General features: G+C 63.8%; 15 protein-coding genes. 10 read left to right on the top strand and 5 right to left on the bottom strand.

Annotation, left to right across the window (positions count from 1 at the left end):
• The first annotated feature begins 30 nt into the window (after positions 1–30).
• The 3 genes from ACZIRK_RS26260 (at position 31) to ACZIRK_RS26250 (ending at position 2,818) form a co-directional block, all read left to right on the top strand.
• Positions 31–777, top strand: a complete 747-nt coding sequence (locus tag ACZIRK_RS26260; RefSeq protein ID WP_130231550.1) for an SDR family oxidoreductase — start codon at positions 31–33, stop codon at positions 775–777.
• A 35-nt stretch (positions 778–812) separates the two neighbouring features.
• Complete coding sequence (gene lpdA / locus ACZIRK_RS26255) at positions 813–2,213, top strand: dihydrolipoyl dehydrogenase (RefSeq protein ID WP_463328372.1); 1,401 nt, start codon at positions 813–815, stop codon at positions 2,211–2,213.
• A 74-nt stretch (positions 2,214–2,287) separates the two neighbouring features.
• The gene (locus ACZIRK_RS26250; RefSeq protein WP_130231552.1) at positions 2,288–2,818 is read left to right on the top strand and encodes a hypothetical protein; all 531 of its coding nucleotides are present in this window, start codon (positions 2,288–2,290) and stop codon (positions 2,816–2,818) included.
• Positions 2,819–2,898: 80 nt separating this feature from the next.
• Here the strand turns inward: ACZIRK_RS26250 and ACZIRK_RS26245 are convergent, their stop codons facing one another.
• Together ACZIRK_RS26245 and ACZIRK_RS26240 are read right to left on the bottom strand one after the other, a co-directional pair.
• On the bottom strand, positions 2,899–3,489 hold the full coding sequence (locus ACZIRK_RS26245) for a DUF4337 domain-containing protein (protein ID WP_130231554.1): 591 nt from the start codon (positions 3,487–3,489) through the stop codon (positions 2,899–2,901).
• A gap of 146 nt (positions 3,490–3,635) precedes the next feature.
• The gene (locus ACZIRK_RS26240; RefSeq protein ID WP_208829777.1) at positions 3,636–4,607 is read right to left on the bottom strand and encodes a tyrosine recombinase XerC; all 972 of its coding nucleotides are present in this window, start codon (positions 4,605–4,607) and stop codon (positions 3,636–3,638) included.
• Positions 4,608–4,763: 156 nt separating this feature from the next.
• Here ACZIRK_RS26240 and ACZIRK_RS26235 point away from each other — a divergent pair, with 156 nt between their 5' ends.
• Complete coding sequence (locus ACZIRK_RS26235) at positions 4,764–6,971, top strand: primosomal protein N' (RefSeq protein WP_130225343.1); 2,208 nt, start codon at positions 4,764–4,766, stop codon at positions 6,969–6,971.
• Between the two features lie 245 nt (positions 6,972–7,216).
• On the opposite strand, the gene ACZIRK_RS26230 is transcribed toward ACZIRK_RS26235, so the two are convergent.
• Positions 7,217–7,717, bottom strand: a complete 501-nt coding sequence (locus ACZIRK_RS26230) for a septal ring lytic transglycosylase RlpA family protein (RefSeq protein WP_130225344.1) — start codon at positions 7,715–7,717, stop codon at positions 7,217–7,219.
• Positions 7,718–8,338: 621 nt separating this feature from the next.
• Between ACZIRK_RS26230 and ACZIRK_RS26225 the strand changes: the two genes are divergently transcribed.
• From ACZIRK_RS26225 to ACZIRK_RS26200, 6 genes are all read left to right on the top strand, one after another.
• Positions 8,339–8,899: a F0F1 ATP synthase subunit delta gene (locus tag ACZIRK_RS26225; protein ID WP_130225345.1), complete on the top strand. Its 561-nt coding sequence runs from the start codon at positions 8,339–8,341 to the stop codon at positions 8,897–8,899.
• A complete protein-coding gene (gene atpA, locus ACZIRK_RS26220; protein ID WP_130225346.1) occupies positions 8,899–10,428 on the top strand; it encodes a F0F1 ATP synthase subunit alpha in 1,530 nt (509 codons plus the stop codon). Before ACZIRK_RS26225 ends, atpA begins: the two co-directional genes overlap by 1 nt.
• 152 nt (positions 10,429–10,580) lie before the next feature.
• Complete coding sequence (locus ACZIRK_RS26215) at positions 10,581–11,459, top strand: F0F1 ATP synthase subunit gamma (RefSeq protein ID WP_028166252.1); 879 nt, start codon at positions 10,581–10,583, stop codon at positions 11,457–11,459.
• A gap of 15 nt (positions 11,460–11,474) precedes the next feature.
• A complete protein-coding gene (locus ACZIRK_RS26210; RefSeq protein WP_028166253.1) occupies positions 11,475–11,876 on the top strand; it encodes an organic hydroperoxide resistance protein in 402 nt (133 codons plus the stop codon).
• 120 nt (positions 11,877–11,996) lie between these two features.
• Positions 11,997–13,439, top strand: coding sequence for a F0F1 ATP synthase subunit beta (gene atpD, locus ACZIRK_RS26205; RefSeq protein ID WP_028166254.1), 1,443 nt, complete (start codon positions 11,997–11,999; stop codon positions 13,437–13,439).
• A 110-nt stretch (positions 13,440–13,549) separates the two neighbouring features.
• Positions 13,550–13,957: a F0F1 ATP synthase subunit epsilon gene (locus ACZIRK_RS26200; protein ID WP_130225347.1), complete on the top strand. Its 408-nt coding sequence runs from the start codon at positions 13,550–13,552 to the stop codon at positions 13,955–13,957.
• A gap of 205 nt (positions 13,958–14,162) precedes the next feature.
• Here the strand turns inward: ACZIRK_RS26200 and ACZIRK_RS26195 are convergent, their stop codons facing one another.
• A complete protein-coding gene (locus ACZIRK_RS26195; protein ID WP_463328381.1) occupies positions 14,163–15,215 on the bottom strand; it encodes a trypsin-like peptidase domain-containing protein in 1,053 nt (350 codons plus the stop codon).
• 190 nt (positions 15,216–15,405) lie between these two features.
• On the bottom strand, positions 15,406–15,732 hold the full coding sequence (locus tag ACZIRK_RS26190) for a hypothetical protein (protein WP_130225348.1): 327 nt from the start codon (positions 15,730–15,732) through the stop codon (positions 15,406–15,408).
• Positions 15,733–15,753: the final 21 nt, after the last annotated feature.

The following is a 15,753-nucleotide window of genomic DNA, read 5'->3' as shown; positions in this document are numbered from 1 at the left end:
CCGGTGTCGCATGAACGTTCAGGGGCGAATGTGACGGACAAGGTCGTTGTCATCACCGGCGGCAGCCGCGGCATCGGTCGCGCTACCGCCATCGCCGCGGCGGCGCGAGGCTTTCGCGTCGTTGTCGGCTACGCCAGCAACCAGGCGGCGGCCAACGAAGTCGTCTCCGCAATCGAGGCCAGCAACGGCAAGGCGATCGCGGTGAAATGCGATGTCGGCAGCGAGGCCGACATTCTTGCGCTGTTCAAGGCGGCCGACGAATTCGGCGCGCTCGGCGCGCTCGTCAACAATGCCGGCATCGTCGGTCCGTCGATCCGGGTCGAGGACATGTCGGCCGAGCGCATCGAGCGCATGATGGCGGTCAACGTCACCGGCAGCATTCTGTGCGCGCGCGAGGCGGTGAAGCGAATGTCGACACGCAATGGCGGACAGGGCGGCGTCATTGTCAACCTGTCGTCGGTCGCGGCCAAGCTCGGCTCGCCCAACACTTACGTTGACTACGCCGCCTCGAAAGGCGCGATCGACTCCTTCACCATCGGCCTTGGTCATGAAGTCGCGGCCGAAGGCATCCGCGTCGCCGGGATCCGCCCGGGCCTGATCGATACCGAAATCCACGCCTCCGGCGGTGAGCCCGATCGTGCCCATCGTCTCGCTCACATGGTGCCGATGAAGCGCGTCGGCACCGCGGAGGAAATCGCCAACGCCATCGTCTGGCTAATGTCGGACGAGGCTTCATATGTGACAAGCGCCATCCTTGATGTCTCAGGCGGCCGCTAATACCTGTCACGGACTTCAGCAGCAGGATCTTCGAAATGGCTTCTTATGATCTCGTCGTCATCGGCACCGGGCCCGGTGGATATGTCTGCGCGGTGCGCGCGGCGCAACTTGGCATGAAGGTCGCGGTGGTCGAGAAGAACCCGACGCTTGGCGGCACCTGCCTCAACGTTGGCTGCATGCCGTCCAAGGCACTGTTGCACGCCTCCGAGATGTTCGAGGAAGCCGCGCATTCCTTCGCCAAGATGGGCGTCAGCGTATCGGCGCCGAAACTCGATCTGCCATCGATGATGAACTTCAAGCAGCAGGGCATCGACGGCAACGTCAAGGGCGTCGACTTCCTGATGAAGAAGAACAAGATCGACGTGCTGAAGGGCGCTGGCAAGATTCTTGGCGCGGGCAAGGTCGAGGTCTCCGCCAATGGCAGCACGCAGACGGTCGAGACCAAGAACATCGTCATTGCCACCGGCTCCGATATCGCGCGGCTGAAGGGCATCGAGATCGACGAAAAGCGCGTCGTGTCGTCAACCGGCGCGCTGTCGCTGGAGAAGGTGCCGGAAAGGCTCTTGATCATCGGTGCGGGCGTGATCGGACTCGAACTCGGCTCGGTGTGGAAGCGCCTCGGCGCGGAGGTCATGGTGGTCGAATTCCTCGACCGCATCCTGCCCGGCATGGATGGCGAGATCGCCAAGCAGTTCCAGCGCATCCTTGAAAAGCAGGGCTTTGCGTTCAAGCTCGGCACCAAGGTGACCGCCGTGGATACCTCGGGCAAGACTCTATTGGCCAAGGTCGAGCCCGCCGCGGGCGGGGCTTCGGAAACGATCGAAGCCGACGTGGTACTGGTTGCGATCGGCCGCGTGCCCTTTACCGATGGCCTCGGCCTGAAGGAAGCCGGCGTCGCGCTCGACAATCGCGGCCGGGTGCAGATCGACCCGCATTTCGCGACCACCGTGAAAGGCATCTATGCGATCGGCGACGTCGTTGCCGGGCCGATGCTGGCGCACAAGGCCGAAGATGAAGGCGTGGCGGTTGCCGAGATCATCGCAGGCCAGGCCGGCCATGTGAACTACGATGTTATCCCAGGAGTCGTGTATACCACGCCGGAAGTTTCTTCCGTCGGCAAGACCGAGGAAGAGCTCAAGCAGGCCGGCATTGCCTATACCGTCGGGAAATTTCCGTTCACCGCCAACGGCCGCTCCAAGGTCAACCAGACCACGGAAGGATTCGTCAAGATTCTCGCAGATGCGAAGACCGATCGGGTGCTTGGCGTGCACATCATCGGCCGCGAAGCCGGCGAAATGATCCATGAAGCCGCGGTTCTCATGGAATTCGGCGGCTCCGCCGAGGATCTGGCGCGCACCTGCCACGCCCATCCGACCCGCTCCGAGGCGATCAAGGAAGCTGCGCTTGCGGTCGGCAAGCGGGCCATCCATATGTGATCGACGCCCGGCCTGAGCAGGGTCCGTAAAGGATTATGCTCGAAGGTAAAATCTGGCCGGGGTCGAGACAACAGATGCTGCGCCGCCTGCTTCAGCCTTTCTGGGTCCTGCTTGCGATCATCTTCCTGATCGAGGCGTGGCTTTGGGATCACCTCGAGCCGATCGTGGCGCGCGTGGTGGCGCTGATCCCGCTGCGCGCGTTCAAGCAGTGGCTTGCCGATCGGGTCGATTCGTTGTCGCCGGCAATGACGCTGATCGTGTTCATCGTGCCGGTGATCCCGTTGTTTCCGCTCAAGCTGGTCGGCCTTTGGCTGCTCGCCCACGAACATTGGCTGAGCGCGATCGGCACCCTCCTGTTCGCGAAGTTTCTCGGCGTCGGCGTCACCGCTTTTATCTTCGACGTGACCCGCCCGAAGCTTCTGGAGATGCGCTGGTTCGAGGCGCTCTATGATTTCGTGCTGAGGATGCGCGCGAAAGCCGTCGCGCTGATCGATCCGATCAAGCTGCGCATCGTGGAGACCCTGCGCGGCGACGGTAACGGCTGGTCGGCGCGAACGATCCGGCTGATCGCCCGCTTCCGCAGGAGCGTACAGCAAGCGCGGTGACGACTCGTCGCAAACCCTAGCCGCGGGCTCGGTTCACCTCTCCCTTCGGGAGAGGTGAAGTCGGCGCGGCAGTTAGTGACTCAATGCAGATGCAGCAGATGCGGCGAGTACAGGCCCAGCGCGGCGATGACGATGCCGGCGAGCGTCAGCAGGCCTGAAATCCAGGCCAGCGCGATGATGCCTGTGATGATGGTCGCCGATGCCAGCACGATCGCGATCTGGAAGGCGGCGGAGGCGATCTCGAAGTGGTGGTATTTTGCCGTCGCTTCGTCGCGCTGGTGCTCGGCATGTTTGGCGCGTTCGGCGAGCTGCTCGGTGCCTTCGCCGGTCTCGGGTTCGGAGCGATAGCGCGCTGCCGTTTTCTGCCAGTCATCGAGCTGCTTTTGAATCGTCGCCCTGATGGCATCGTCTGTGGTGGTGGCAAGGGTCAGCTTGCCCTGCTCGGCGGCCGTCTGCACCGCGGTGCGGCGGATGCTCTTGGCCTGGAAAAACGCCCACAGGTTCGACGCCTCGACGTTCTTGCTGATCGATTCGGTCTGCGCCCCCTTGCCCAGCGTCTCCGAGAGCGCCAGGAACAGCGCGATCACGGCAATCAACAGCGCGATCTTCTTGTTCTCGCCGGATGCATGCTCGGCGTGCTCCGCATGCTCCATACTCTCATGTGCGCTCATGATTCCCCTCTCCGATATGACCCGCCGTCACGATTGCCGAAACGACATCGCTTACGCAAGTGCCAAGCGGATGTGACGTGAGCGTGTCAGGATGAACCCGGCATCGCCCCTCACACGAGGAAAAACGCGTCAATACGTGAGCGAAGTCAGCCCCGCGGATGCGCGGAGCGATAGACCTCGAGCAGTCGTTCCGAATCGATGCCGGTATAGATTTGCGTGGTCGAGAGCGAAGCGTGGCCGAGCAATTCCTGGATCGCGCGCAAATCGCCGCCGCGGCTGAGCAGGTGGGTCGCGAACGAATGCCGCAGCGCGTGCGGGGTGGCGCTGTCGGGCAGGCCGAGCGCGCCGCGCAGCCGCTCCATGGCGAGCTGGATGATGCGCGGGCTCAACGGGCCGCCGCGGGCGCCGACGAACATCGGGCCGGTGGGCGGCAGCGGATGCGGGCAGGTCGCCGCGTAGTCGGCAATGAGCTGCAACACGTTTTGCAGCACCGGCACCATGCGGGTCTTGTTGCCTTTGCCGGTCACGACCAGTACGTCGCCTTCGCCGGGTTTCGGCACGTCGCGACGTTTCAAGCCGAGCGCCTCGGAGATGCGCAGGCCCGAGCCATAGAGCAGTGCCATCACCGCCGCATCACGTACCAGGATCCAGGTCTCGCGTTCCTCGCCGGCGCGCTCGTCGGCATCGGCGAAGCGTTTTGCCGCCGCCACGTGGATCGGCTTCGGCAGGCTCTTTGCAACCTTGGGCGCGCGGATCGCGGAGAGGGCGCCGACCTTGCCCTTGCCTTCGCGCTCGAGGAATCGGCCGAACGAGCGCAGGCCAGCCAGGGCCCGCATCAGCGAGCGTCCGGCGACATCGTCGGCGCGGCGCATCGCCATGAACGCCCTGATATCGGTGGCCTCGAGGGCCGCAAAACCTTGCAGCGTTACCCGCGTGCCCCAGTGCTGGGCAAGAAAGGCGAGGCATTGGCGGACGTCGCGGGCATAGGCCTCCAGCGTTTTCGGCGACAATCGCCGTTCGGCACGCAGATGCGATAGCCAGTGCGCCATCTCCTGCGTGACGGTTTCGTCGGCGCAGTCGAGTTCGATCACGGGAACGGCGGGAAGCGCTTTGGCCATGGACCTGTCTTATGGACCTGTCTTGACGGACCTGTCTTGGAGGCGATCTTGGAGGCGATGGTTTAAGCCATTATATCGCATCGCTTTCGTTTACCGTTCGCTAACTTGCGCCAGCGGCTCTACCCTCACCTGCAATCGGAACTTACGATCTCCTGAATGGACACCGCGCGCAGCCACGCTTCCTCGCTCACGCCGACCTCCATGGTCGATGTACTGGTCCCGGTCGCGCTCGACCAGACCTATTCCTATCGCGTGCCGCGCGGCATGGATCTGAAGGCCGGCGATGTCGTCGCGGTACCGCTCGGTGCGCGCGAGGTGATGGCGGTGGTCTGGGCGGAAAACGCCAAGCCCGATCCGCGGCTGCACAACCGGCTGAAGGATGTCAGCGAGAAGCTCGACGTGCCGCCGCTGAAACCGGAGCTGCGCGCGCTCGTCGATTGGGTGGCCAATTACACGCTGTCCGCCCGCGGCATGGTGCTGCGGATGACGCTGCGCATGGGCGAAAATCTCGGCCCCGAGCGGATGCGCCTGGGCGTACGGCTGGTTGGCGAGCCGCCGCGGCGAATGACGCCGGCGCGGCATCGGGTGATCGAATTGCTCTCCGACCGCCTCTTGCATGGCAAGTCGGAAGCGGCGAGGGAAGCCGGCGTGAGCAGTGGCGTGATCGACGGCCTCGTCGATGAGGGCACGCTGACGGTCGAGCCGATGCCGCCGCCACCAGCGCCGCCCATGCCCGATCCGGATTGCGCGCAGCCGGACTTCTCGGGCCAGCAACGCGCCGCCGCCGATGCGATGCGGACGCTGGCGGCGAGCGGCAGTTTTCATGTGGCCCTGCTCGATGGCGTCACAGGATCGGGCAAGACCGAGGTCTATTTCGAGGCGATCGCCGAAAATATCCGCCGTAACAGGCAGTCGTTGATCCTGATGCCGGAGATCGCGCTGACTGGCCAGTTCCTCGATCGCTTCGCGCAGCGCTTTGGCGTGCGTCCGCTGGAATGGCATTCCGAGCTCTCGCCGCGCACCCGCGCCCGCAATTGGGCGGCGATCTCGGGCGGCGAGGCGCCGGTGGTGGTCGGCGCGCGCTCGGCGCTGTTCCTGCCCTATGCCGATCTCGGGCTCATCATCGTCGATGAAGAGCACGACCAGGCCTATAAGCAGGACGATGGCGCGCATTACCATGCCCGCGACATGGCCGTGGTGCGCGCGCATATCGCCAAGATCCCGATCGTGCTCGCCTCCGCCACGCCATCAATCGAAAGCGAGGTCAATGCGCGCAAGGGGCGTTATCAGCGCATTGCGCTGCCTTCGCGCTTCGGCGGCCAGCACATGCCGCAGATCGAGGCCATCGATTTGCGGCGCGAGCCGCCCTCGCGTGGCCGCTTCATCTCGCCGCGGCTCGCCGAGCAGATCCGCTACGCGGTGGAACGGCGCGAGCAGGCGCTTTTATTCCTCAATCGCCGCGGCTATGCGCCGCTGACGCTGTGCCGCGCCTGCGGACACCGCTTTGCCTGCACCATCTGCGATGCCTGGCTGGTCGATCACCGCTTCCGCCAGCGCCTGGTCTGCCACCATTGCGGTTTCTCGATGCCGCGCCCGAACATCTGCCCACATTGCGCGGCGGAGGAATCGCTGGTGGCGGTCGGCCCGGGCGTGGAGCGGCTGCAGGAAGAGGCTGCGGCGCTGTTTCCCGGCGCGCGCACCATGGTGCTCTCCAGCGACCTCATCACCTCGATCGAGACCATGCGCAGCGAACTGAACGAGATCGCCGAAGGCCGGGTCGACATCATCATCGGCACGCAGCTTGTGGCGAAAGGCCACAACTTCCCGCGCCTCAATCTGGTCGGCGTGGTCGATGCCGATCTCGGCCTCGGCAATGGCGATCCGCGTGCGGCCGAGCGCACGTTCCAGCTCCTCAACCAGGTGATCGGGCGCGCCGGCCGCGAGCAGGGCCGCGGCGTCGGGTATCTGCAGACCCATCAGCCCGAGCATCCCGTGATGAAGGCGCTGGTCGCGAGCGACCGCGAGGCGTTCTACGCCAGCGAGATCGAATCGCGCGAGCGCACCGGCTATCCGCCATTCGGGCGATTGGCGAGCCTGATCATCTCGGCGGGCGACCGGCCCACGGCGGAAGGCTTTGGGCGCAAGCTGGCCTCGGTCGCGCCGCTCGACGAGCGCATCCAGGTGCTCGGCCCGGCGGAGGCGCCGCTTGCGGTCATCAAGGGCCGCTACCGCTTCCGCCTGCTGGTGAAGTCGCTGCGTTCGGTCGATCTGTCGCAGTACTTGCGCGAATGGCTGGCGGCCGGGCCGAAGACCACGGGCAACCTCAAGCTCGAGGTCGACGTCGATCCGCAGAGCTTTTTGTAGCCCTCTCGCCGTCATTCCGGGGCGCGACGAAGTCGCGAGCCCGGAATCCATCGGACCGCGCGCGCAGGTGGCGCGATGGATTCCGGGCTCACGCTACGCGTGCCCCGGAATGACGGCGGCGAACTCATGAAAAAGCCTGCCGTCATTTCTGACGGCAGGCTCTCATCGGTGCGCGGAAAGTTCCGCGGCCGTACTCTACGCAACGCTTACCGAAACTGGTCGGAAACGGCGCCTGAAGGGCGCCTTTAGGAGACGACCTCGGCGGTGACACGGCCGACGCCGGCACCAGTCAGGCCGATGGCACGGGCGGCGCCCGTGGAGAGATCAAGCACGCGGCCACGGATGAACGGGCCGCGGTCGTTGATGGTGACGACCACGCTGCGGCCGCCATGGGTCACGCGCAGCTTGGTGCCGAACGGCAGGCTGCGGTGGGCCGCGGTCATGGCGTTCTGGTTGAAGCGCTGACCGGACGCGGTGCGGCTGCCGGACTCGTTGCCGTAAAAGGACGCCATGCCCGAGAAGCTCCGCCCGCCGGTGCTGGGCGCAAACGCCGCATTGGCATCGCGCGACGCCGCGTCGGTTGCGGCACGGGCCTGGTGATGGTGATGGCGATGATGGTGGTGCCGGGATTTAGCCGACGCTTCGGTGATGCTTCCACCAACCAGGAAAGTTGCGGCGACGACAGCCAGCGCCGCGCGCGACGGCCGGGTTGCGTTGCCCCGAGCCGGCTTCTTGTATTTCAACATTCAAGACCCTCAAACAGTATTGCCACATACGTGGCAAATGGAACCCCCGTCCCTTCGTCGACCAAGGCCGTGTGATTTCGCAATGAGGCATGAATTGGGCAGTAAATTCGGAATGTATCAGACTGAAATATCTTGTTACTGCCGGAGTGCTGCCGGACAGCTTCAGCTATTCTTTAGATTTAACCAAACTTTAACCGTCGTAATACTTACGAATACTGTTTAATTTACGTCTAGGAAAGGTTTCCGCAAGTAATCACGAAATGGAGAGCGAGCGGCGGTTTTGTTCCGTCGCGGGAACTGCGGCCTGGTCTGCGATTGCCAATGGAACGATCGGCGGTCTTCCTGCTTGGCGGTGAAAATTCCTGCGCGCAGAATTTTGCTCGGCAAGGTCCTCGCGGCGCTTCGTTGCGGCCGTGCGGCAAGGCATCACCTAGATGTGACGTCGTGTTGCACCTGCGCGCCTGCCATGCTAGCAAAGCCGCGATTTTAACGATCCCGGCACTCCGCGTGTCGGTCGAAAATCGAAGTCCCGCTTGAATTCCAAGGGCTTGGATCGCTAGGCGCCGCTGCAGCGGCGACGGTTTTTCCCTTGCGAATTTGACAGCAAAAAAGAGCGCGTCTGTGGCTGCTGAAGATCCGTCCGTTTCGGGAGTTGCCGGTCGTTACGCAACGGCCCTGTTCGATCTGGCTCGCGACGAAAAGTCCGTCGATGCCGTGAAGTCCGATCTCGATAAATTCAATGCCCTTCTAGATGAGAGCGCAGATCTGAAGCGCCTCGTTCGCAGCCCGGTGTTTTCCGCCGAAGCGCAATTGAAGGCGCTCTCCGCGGTGCTCGACAAGGCCGGTATCTCCGGCATCACCGCCAAGTTCCTGAAAGTGCTCACCTCCAATCGCCGCTTGTTTGCGGTCGCGGACGTGATCCGCGCCTACAACGCGCTGGTGGCGAACTTCAAGGGCGAGGCGACCGCCGAAGTCACCGTCGCGGAAGCGCTCAATGACAAGAATCTCGACGCGCTGAAGGCCGCACTGAAGTCGGTGACGGGCAAGGACGTCGCGCTCAACGTGAAGATCGATCCCTCCATCATCGGCGGCCTTGTGGTCAAGGTCGGTAGCCGCATGGTGGATAGCTCGCTTCGCACCAAACTCAATTCGATCAAGCACGCGATGAAAGAGGCAGGCTGATGGACATCCGCGCCGCGGAAATTTCCGCGATCCTCAAGGACCAGATCAAGAATTTCGGCCAGGAGGCCGAGGTCACCGAAGTCGGCCAGGTGCTGTCGGTCGGTGACGGTATCGCCCGCGTCTACGGGCTGGACAATGTCCAGGCCGGTGAAATGGTCGAGTTCGAGAACGGCACCCGCGGCATGGCGCTCAACCTCGAAACCGATAACGTCGGCATCGTGATCTTCGGCGCCGACCGCGAGATCAAGGAAGGTCAGACCGTCAAGCGCACCCGCGCCATCGTCGACACGCCGGTCGGCAAGGGCCTGCTCGGCCGCGTCGTCGATGCGCTCGGTAATCCGATCGATGGCAAGGGTCCGATCCAGGCTGACAAGCGCATGCGCGTTGACGTCAAGGCGCCCGGCATCATTCCGCGTAAGTCGGTGAACGAGCCGATGGCGACCGGCCTCAAGGCGATCGATGCGCTGATCCCGATCGGCCGCGGCCAGCGCGAGTTGATCATCGGCGACCGTCAGACCGGCAAGACCGCGATCGCGCTCGACACCATTCTCAATCAGAAGCCGCTCAACGCGCAGCCGGACGAGAATATCAAGCTGTATTGCGTCTACGTCGCGATCGGCCAGAAGCGTTCCACCGTTGCCCAGTTCGTGAAGGTGCTGGAAGAGCAGGGCGCGCTGGAATATTCGATCGTCGTCGCGGCCACCGCGTCCGATCCAGCGCCGATGCAGTACATCGCGCCGTTCACCGCCTGCACGATGGGCGAATTTTTCCGTGACAACGGCATGCACGCCGTCATCATCTATGACGACCTGTCGAAGCAGGCCGTCGCCTATCGCCAGATGTCGCTGCTGCTGCGCCGCCCGCCGGGCCGCGAAGCCTATCCGGGCGACGTGTTCTATCTGCACTCCCGCCTGCTCGAGCGCGCCGCCAAGCTCAACAAGGAGCACGGTTTGGGCTCGCTGACCGCGCTGCCGGTGATCGAAACCCAGGCCAACGACGTGTCGGCCTACATCCCGACCAACGTGATCTCGATTACCGACGGTCAGATCTTCCTGGAAACCGACCTGTTCTTCCAGGGCATCCGTCCCGCGGTGAACGTCGGTCTGTCGGTGTCGCGCGTCGGATCGTCGGCGCAGACCAAGGCGATGAAGAAGGTCGCCGGCAAGATCAAGGGCGAGCTCGCGCAGTACCGCGAAATGGCGGCGTTCGCGCAGTTCGGCTCCGACCTCGACGCCTCGACCCAGCGCCTGCTCAACCGCGGCTCGCGCCTGACCGAGCTGTTGAAGCAGCCGCAGTTCTCGCCGTTGAAGATGGAAGAACAGGTCTGCGTGATCTGGGCCGGCACCAACGGCTATCTCGATCCGCTGCCGCTCAACAAGGTGCGCGCCTTCGAGGATGGCCTGCTGTCGCTGCTGCGTGGCAAGAATGCCGACATCCTCGACGCGATCCGCGATAGCCGCGACCTCAACGACGACGTTGCCGCCAAGCTGAAGAACGTGGTCGAAGGTTTCGCCAAGACGTTTGCCTAAACGTCGTCGCGGCCGGACAAGGGTGCGGAGCTGGTCTTCGCGCCTGCGGCTCCCGGCCGACGAGAAGCGGATGCCCGGCGCAGGCGCCGGGCAGAACAATGGGATAGGCTAGCGGTCGGATCGCTCGATCGGATCGCCGGGGTGGACGAAGAATGGCGTCACTAAAAGACATGCGGGTCCGCATCGCCTCGACCAAGGCGACGCAGAAGATCACCAAGGCCATGCAGATGGTGGCGGCGTCAAAGCTGCGCCGCGCGCAGACCGCTGCCGAGGCCGCTCGGCCCTATGCAGACAAGATGGGCGCCGTGATCGGCAATATCGCCAGCGCCGCCGCAGGCTCGCCCGGCGCGCCGGCGCTGCTCGCCGGGACGGGCAGGGACCAGGTGCATCTGCTCCTGGTCTGCACCGGCGAACGTGGCCTTTGCGGTGCATTCAACTCCGCGATCGTGCGATTGGCGCGTGAGCACGCGCTGTCGCTGCTCGGTCAGGGCAAGGAAGTCAAATTCTTCTGCGTCGGCCGCAAGGGCTATGAGCAGCTTCGCCGCCTGTTCGAACGGCAGATCGTCGAGCATGTCGACCTGCGTGCGGTGCGGCAGCTCGGCTTCGTCAATGCCGAGGACATCGCCAAGAAAGTGTTGGCGCGCTTCGATGCCAGCGAATTCGACGTCTGCACGCTGTTCTATTCACAATTCAAATCGGTGATCGCGCAAGTCCCGACCGCGCAGCAGGTCATTCCGCTGGTGGTGGAAACGCCGGCCGGAAACGGCGGTCCGGCGACCGCCTACGAGTACGAGCCGGAGGAGGACGAGATCCTCACCAGCCTGTTGCCGCGCAACCTCGCCGTGCAGGTATTCCGTGCACTCCTGGAAAACAACGCCTCGTTCTACGGCGCGCAGATGAGCGCGATGGACAACGCGACGCGCAACGCCGGTGAAATGATCCGCAAGCAGACGCTGGTCTACAACCGAACCCGTCAGGCGATGATCACCAAGGAACTGATCGAAATCATTTCCGGCGCCGAGGCGGTCTAACCAAGGGAGCGCGAAATGGCTTACGTCACATCGGCTACCACCAAGGGCGGACGCAACGGCCGCTCCGTGCTCGACAACGGCGGGCTGGCGCTCGCAATGGCGCTGCCGAAGGAATTGGGCGGCGCCGGCGATGGCCACAATCCCGAGCAGCTTTTTGCGCTGGGCTATTCGGCCTGCTTTGGCCAGGCCATCCTCGTGGTCGCCAAGAACCATGGCGTCGACGGCCAGGCGGCAAAGGTCACGGCCGACGTGACGCTCAATACCGATGGCGGCTTTTCGCTCGCCGTCGAACTCAAGGTTTCAATCCCAGGCGCTGATAAGGCCAAGGTCCAGGCGCTGGTCGAGGAAGCTCACACGGTGTGCCCGTATTCGAAGGCCACCAAAGGTAATATCCCGGTCAAGCTGACCGTGGTTTAAAGCATGATCCGGAAAAGTGGGGACCGGTTTTCCGAAGAGATCATGCGCAAAAAAAGATGCGATCATGATCCGACCCGTCGGATCATGATCTGGAAATTCGGATCGAAGGAGACAGAGTAAATGGCTACAGCAGCCAACCAGATCGGTCGCGTCACCCAGGTTATGGGCGCCGTCGTCGACGTCCAGTTCGAGGGCCACCTGCCGGCGATTCTCAACTCGCTGGAAACCAAGAACGGCGGCAGCCGTCTCGTGCTCGAGGTGGCGCAGCATCTCGGCGAATCCACCGTGCGGACGATCGCGATGGATACGACCGAGGGTCTGGTGCGCGGCCAGGAAGTGACCGATACCGGCGAGCCGATCCGGGTGCCGGTCGGCGTCGGTACGCTCGGCCGCATCATCAACGTCATCGGCGAGCCGATCGACGAGGCCGGCCCGATCAAGGCCGAAGGCGTTCGCGCGATCCACCAGGAAGCGCCGACCTATACCGACCAGTCCACCGAGGCGGAAATTCTCGTCACCGGCATCAAGGTCGTCGATTTGCTCGCGCCTTACGCCAAGGGCGGCAAGATCGGCCTGTTCGGCGGCGCCGGCGTCGGCAAGACCGTGCTGATTCAGGAACTGATCAATAACGTTGCGAAAGCGCACGGCGGTTACTCGGTGTTCGCCGGCGTCGGCGAGCGTACCCGCGAAGGCAATGACCTCTATCACGAGTTCATCGAGTCCAAGGTCAACGCGGACCCGCGCAATCCCGATCCGAGCGTACAGTCGAAATGCGCGCTCGTGTTCGGCCAGATGAACGAACCGCCGGGCGCACGCGCGCGCGTCGGCCTCACCGGCCTCACGGTGGCCGAGCACTTCCGCGACCAGGGTCAGGACGTGCTGTTCTTCGTCGACAACATCTTCCGCTTCACGCAGGCCGGCTCCGAAGTGTCGGCGCTGCTCGGCCGCATCCCGTCGGCGGTGGGTTACCAGCCGACGCTTGCGACCGACATGGGCGCGCTGCAGGAGCGCATCACCACCACCCAGAAGGGCTCGATCACTTCGGTGCAGGCGATCTACGTGCCGGCCGACGACCTGACCGACCCGGCGCCGGCGACCTCCTTCGCCCACTTGGACGCCACCACCGTGCTGTCGCGTGCGATCTCGGAGAAGGGCATCTATCCGGCGGTGGACCCGCTCGACTCGACCTCCCGCATGCTGTCGCCGCTGGTCGTCGGCGAGGAGCATTACAACACTGCGCGCATGGTGCAGCAGGTGCTGCAGCGCTATAAGTCGCTGCAGGACATCATCGCCATCCTCGGCATGGACGAGCTTTCGGAAGAGGACAAGCTGACGGTGGCTCGCGCCCGCAAGATCGAGCGCTTCCTGTCGCAGCCCTTCCATGTCGCCGAAGTCTTCACCGGTTCGCCGGGCAAGTTCGTCGAGCTCGCCGACACCATCAAGGGCTTCCGCGGCTTGTGCGAAGGCAAGTACGACCACCTGCCGGAGGCTGCCTTCTACATGGTCGGCACCATCGAAGAGGCGGTCGAGAAGGGCAAGAAGCTGGCTGCCGAAGCAGCTTGAGCACACTCGTCATTGCCGGGCTTGGCCCGGCACTCCATCAAGGCAGAACTCTTTGATCGATGGACCCGCGGGTCACGCCCGCGGGTGACAGCGGAAAGAACGGAAAGACCATGGCCACCTTCCACTTCGACCTCGTCTCCCCCGAAGCGCTCGCTTTCTCCGGCGAGGTCGATCAGGTCGATGTTCCCGGCGTGGAAGGTGATTTCGGCGTGCTCGCCGGTCACGCACCGGTCGTGGCGGCGATCCGTCCGGGTATCCTGACCATCACGACCGGCGGGGCGCATCAGAAGATGGTGGTGCTCGGCGGTCTTGCCGAGGTCTCCGACAATCGCCTGACCGTGCTCGCTGATGTCGCGACCTCGATCCAGGAAGTCGATCGCGCCGAGTTCAGGGAAACCATCGCGGAGATGGAAGAGAACCTGAAAGAGAAGCACGGCTCGGAGCTCGACCGCGAGATCGAGCGGCTCGACCACTTCAAGAGCATCGAGAACATCCTCAACGCGACGGCTATGCACTAGGCCCCGGTGCACCGCGCCGGGGCCGAACAAAAACTTGAACGACCTTCGTCTGTCACATCGTGGCGGACGAGGGTTTTTGGATGCCGAATTCCAAACATTGCGCGGGCTTAGAGCTTCGGTTCTGATTGGATCAGAACCGAAGCTCTAGATTCTTGTTTTGACGCGTTCTTCACGCGAATCGGTATCCACTTCGCTCGAAAACGCTCTAACGGCGCTGCGTCCTGCTTGAAACCGCAGCATTGGCGTCCACCATCGGCGCCACTGCGACCGTGACATTCTGGGTCCCGCCGCCGCGCTCGATTGTCAGCCTGACCTGCTCCCCGATGCGAGCGAGGCCGACACGGTTACGGAGCTGCGCAGCGCTGCGGATCGGACGATCGTCGGCTCGCAGCACGACATCGCCCTTGCGCAGACCGGCGGCCTCCGCAGGCGATCCCGGACTGATGTCGGCGATCCTGGCCCCCTCGCTGCGCCCGCCGTCCGTCGAGGGATGCATATCCTGCAGCGAGACACCGATCCGGCCGCGCACGACCTTGCCGTTCTCGACGATCTGGTCCATCACGCGGCGTGCCATGTTGATCGGGATCGCAAAGCCGATGCCGACATTGCCGCCGGCCGGCGAAATGATCGCCGAGTTGATGCCGATCAGTTCGCCCTTCAGATTGATCAGCGCGCCGCCGGAGTTGCCGGGGTTGATCGCGGCGTCGGTCTGGATGAAATCCTCATAGCCCTGTTTGCCCAGCCCGGTGCGGCCGAGCGCGCTTACAAGCCCCGATGTCACGGTCTGGCCGAGGCCGAAGGGATTGCCGACGGCAATGACGAAATCGCCGACTTCAAGCGCATCGCTGTCGCCCAGTGCAATCGCCTTGAGTGCGGTCGGGGAGTGGATTTTCAGGACCGCGATATCGGTCGCGGGATCGCGGCCCATTACCTTGGCAGAGAACTGACGACCGTCCTTGGTTGTGATCTGGACCGCCGAGACCTGATCCACCACGTGATTGTTGGTCAGGATGTAGCCCCGCTCACCGTCGACGATGACGCCGGAGCCGGTTGCGCTGATCTCCTTCTCGAGTTGCTTCGGCACATCGAAGAATTCGCGGAACAGCGGATCGCGATAAAGCGGGTTGTCCTCGCGGATTTTGCCATGCACGGAGATATTGACGACCGCGGGAGTCACTTCGCGTACCAGGGGCGCCAGCGTCGGCACCGTGCCCCCGGTTTTCAGATTCGGGACCTGACCTGCCGCCGGCACGATCATGATGAGCGCGCCGAGCACGGCGCCGAATGCAGTCGATATTGCTCGCTTCACGTCCGCTCTCTCTATCGGTCCAGCTGGAATCCGGCGCGCAAGATGTCGCGAGAAAGCAAATCCCGCTGCCATGCGAACCATGGCATCACCAGCAGCGCGGACGCCTGATTGACCCATGCCAAAGCCAAAATAGTTGGCGTCAACAAGGCGGGGCCTCATGGGAGAGATTGGTTCGCGAAGGCCGCGGCAGCGCAGCGCCGCCGCGTGGCGGCGGATCGTCGTCGTCATCTAGCTGCCGCGGCGCGGAAAGGATATCGGCCAGGCGAATGCTGTGGTCGATCCCCGGGATGTCGCGCAGGCTGGGGCTGGATTCCACCGCGAACATGTCGGATGCCCAGGACGATAGGATGACGCGCTTCTCGGATCGGGATAGCCGCGGGTCCGCCAGGACCTGGGCGGGTGAGTCGCAATGGGCGGCGGGGTGGAAGAGGGGGGGTGTGGCGGCGCTAACACTGGTCTCGCTCATCGAAGTGTCTCCTTTACGCTC

It is taken from the genome of Bradyrhizobium sp. Leo114 (assembly GCF_055229415.2).
Note: the sequence above shows the minus strand (reverse complement) of the source record. Positions and strands in the feature narration are given on the sequence as shown.

What these genes read in the sequence shown, in the direction of transcription:
- lpdA (WP_463328372.1), top strand. Translation starts at nt 813, where the DNA reads ATGGCTTCTTATGATCTCGTCGTCATCGGCACCGGGCCCGGTGGATAT.
- ACZIRK_RS26250 (WP_130231552.1), top strand. Translation starts at nt 2,288, where the DNA reads ATGCTGCGCCGCCTGCTTCAGCCTTTCTGGGTCCTGCTTGCGATCATC.
- ACZIRK_RS26245 (WP_130231554.1), bottom strand. Translation starts at nt 3,489, where the DNA reads ATGAGCGCACATGAGAGTATGGAGCATGCGGAGCACGCCGAGCATGCA.
- ACZIRK_RS26240 (WP_208829777.1), bottom strand. Translation starts at nt 4,607, where the DNA reads ATGGCCAAAGCGCTTCCCGCCGTTCCCGTGATCGAACTCGACTGCGCC.
- ACZIRK_RS26235 (WP_130225343.1), top strand. Translation starts at nt 4,764, where the DNA reads ATGGACACCGCGCGCAGCCACGCTTCCTCGCTCACGCCGACCTCCATG.
- ACZIRK_RS26230 (WP_130225344.1), bottom strand. Translation starts at nt 7,717, where the DNA reads ATGTTGAAATACAAGAAGCCGGCTCGGGGCAACGCAACCCGGCCGTCG.
- atpA (WP_130225346.1), top strand. Translation starts at nt 8,899, where the DNA reads ATGGACATCCGCGCCGCGGAAATTTCCGCGATCCTCAAGGACCAGATC.
- ACZIRK_RS26215 (WP_028166252.1), top strand. Translation starts at nt 10,581, where the DNA reads ATGGCGTCACTAAAAGACATGCGGGTCCGCATCGCCTCGACCAAGGCG.
- ACZIRK_RS26210 (WP_028166253.1), top strand. Translation starts at nt 11,475, where the DNA reads ATGGCTTACGTCACATCGGCTACCACCAAGGGCGGACGCAACGGCCGC.
- atpD (WP_028166254.1), top strand. Translation starts at nt 11,997, where the DNA reads ATGGCTACAGCAGCCAACCAGATCGGTCGCGTCACCCAGGTTATGGGC.
- ACZIRK_RS26200 (WP_130225347.1), top strand. Translation starts at nt 13,550, where the DNA reads ATGGCCACCTTCCACTTCGACCTCGTCTCCCCCGAAGCGCTCGCTTTC.
- ACZIRK_RS26195 (WP_463328381.1), bottom strand. Translation starts at nt 15,215, where the DNA reads ATGATCGTGCCGGCGGCAGGTCAGGTCCCGAATCTGAAAACCGGGGGC.
- ACZIRK_RS26190 (WP_130225348.1), bottom strand. Translation starts at nt 15,732, where the DNA reads ATGAGCGAGACCAGTGTTAGCGCCGCCACACCCCCCCTCTTCCACCCC.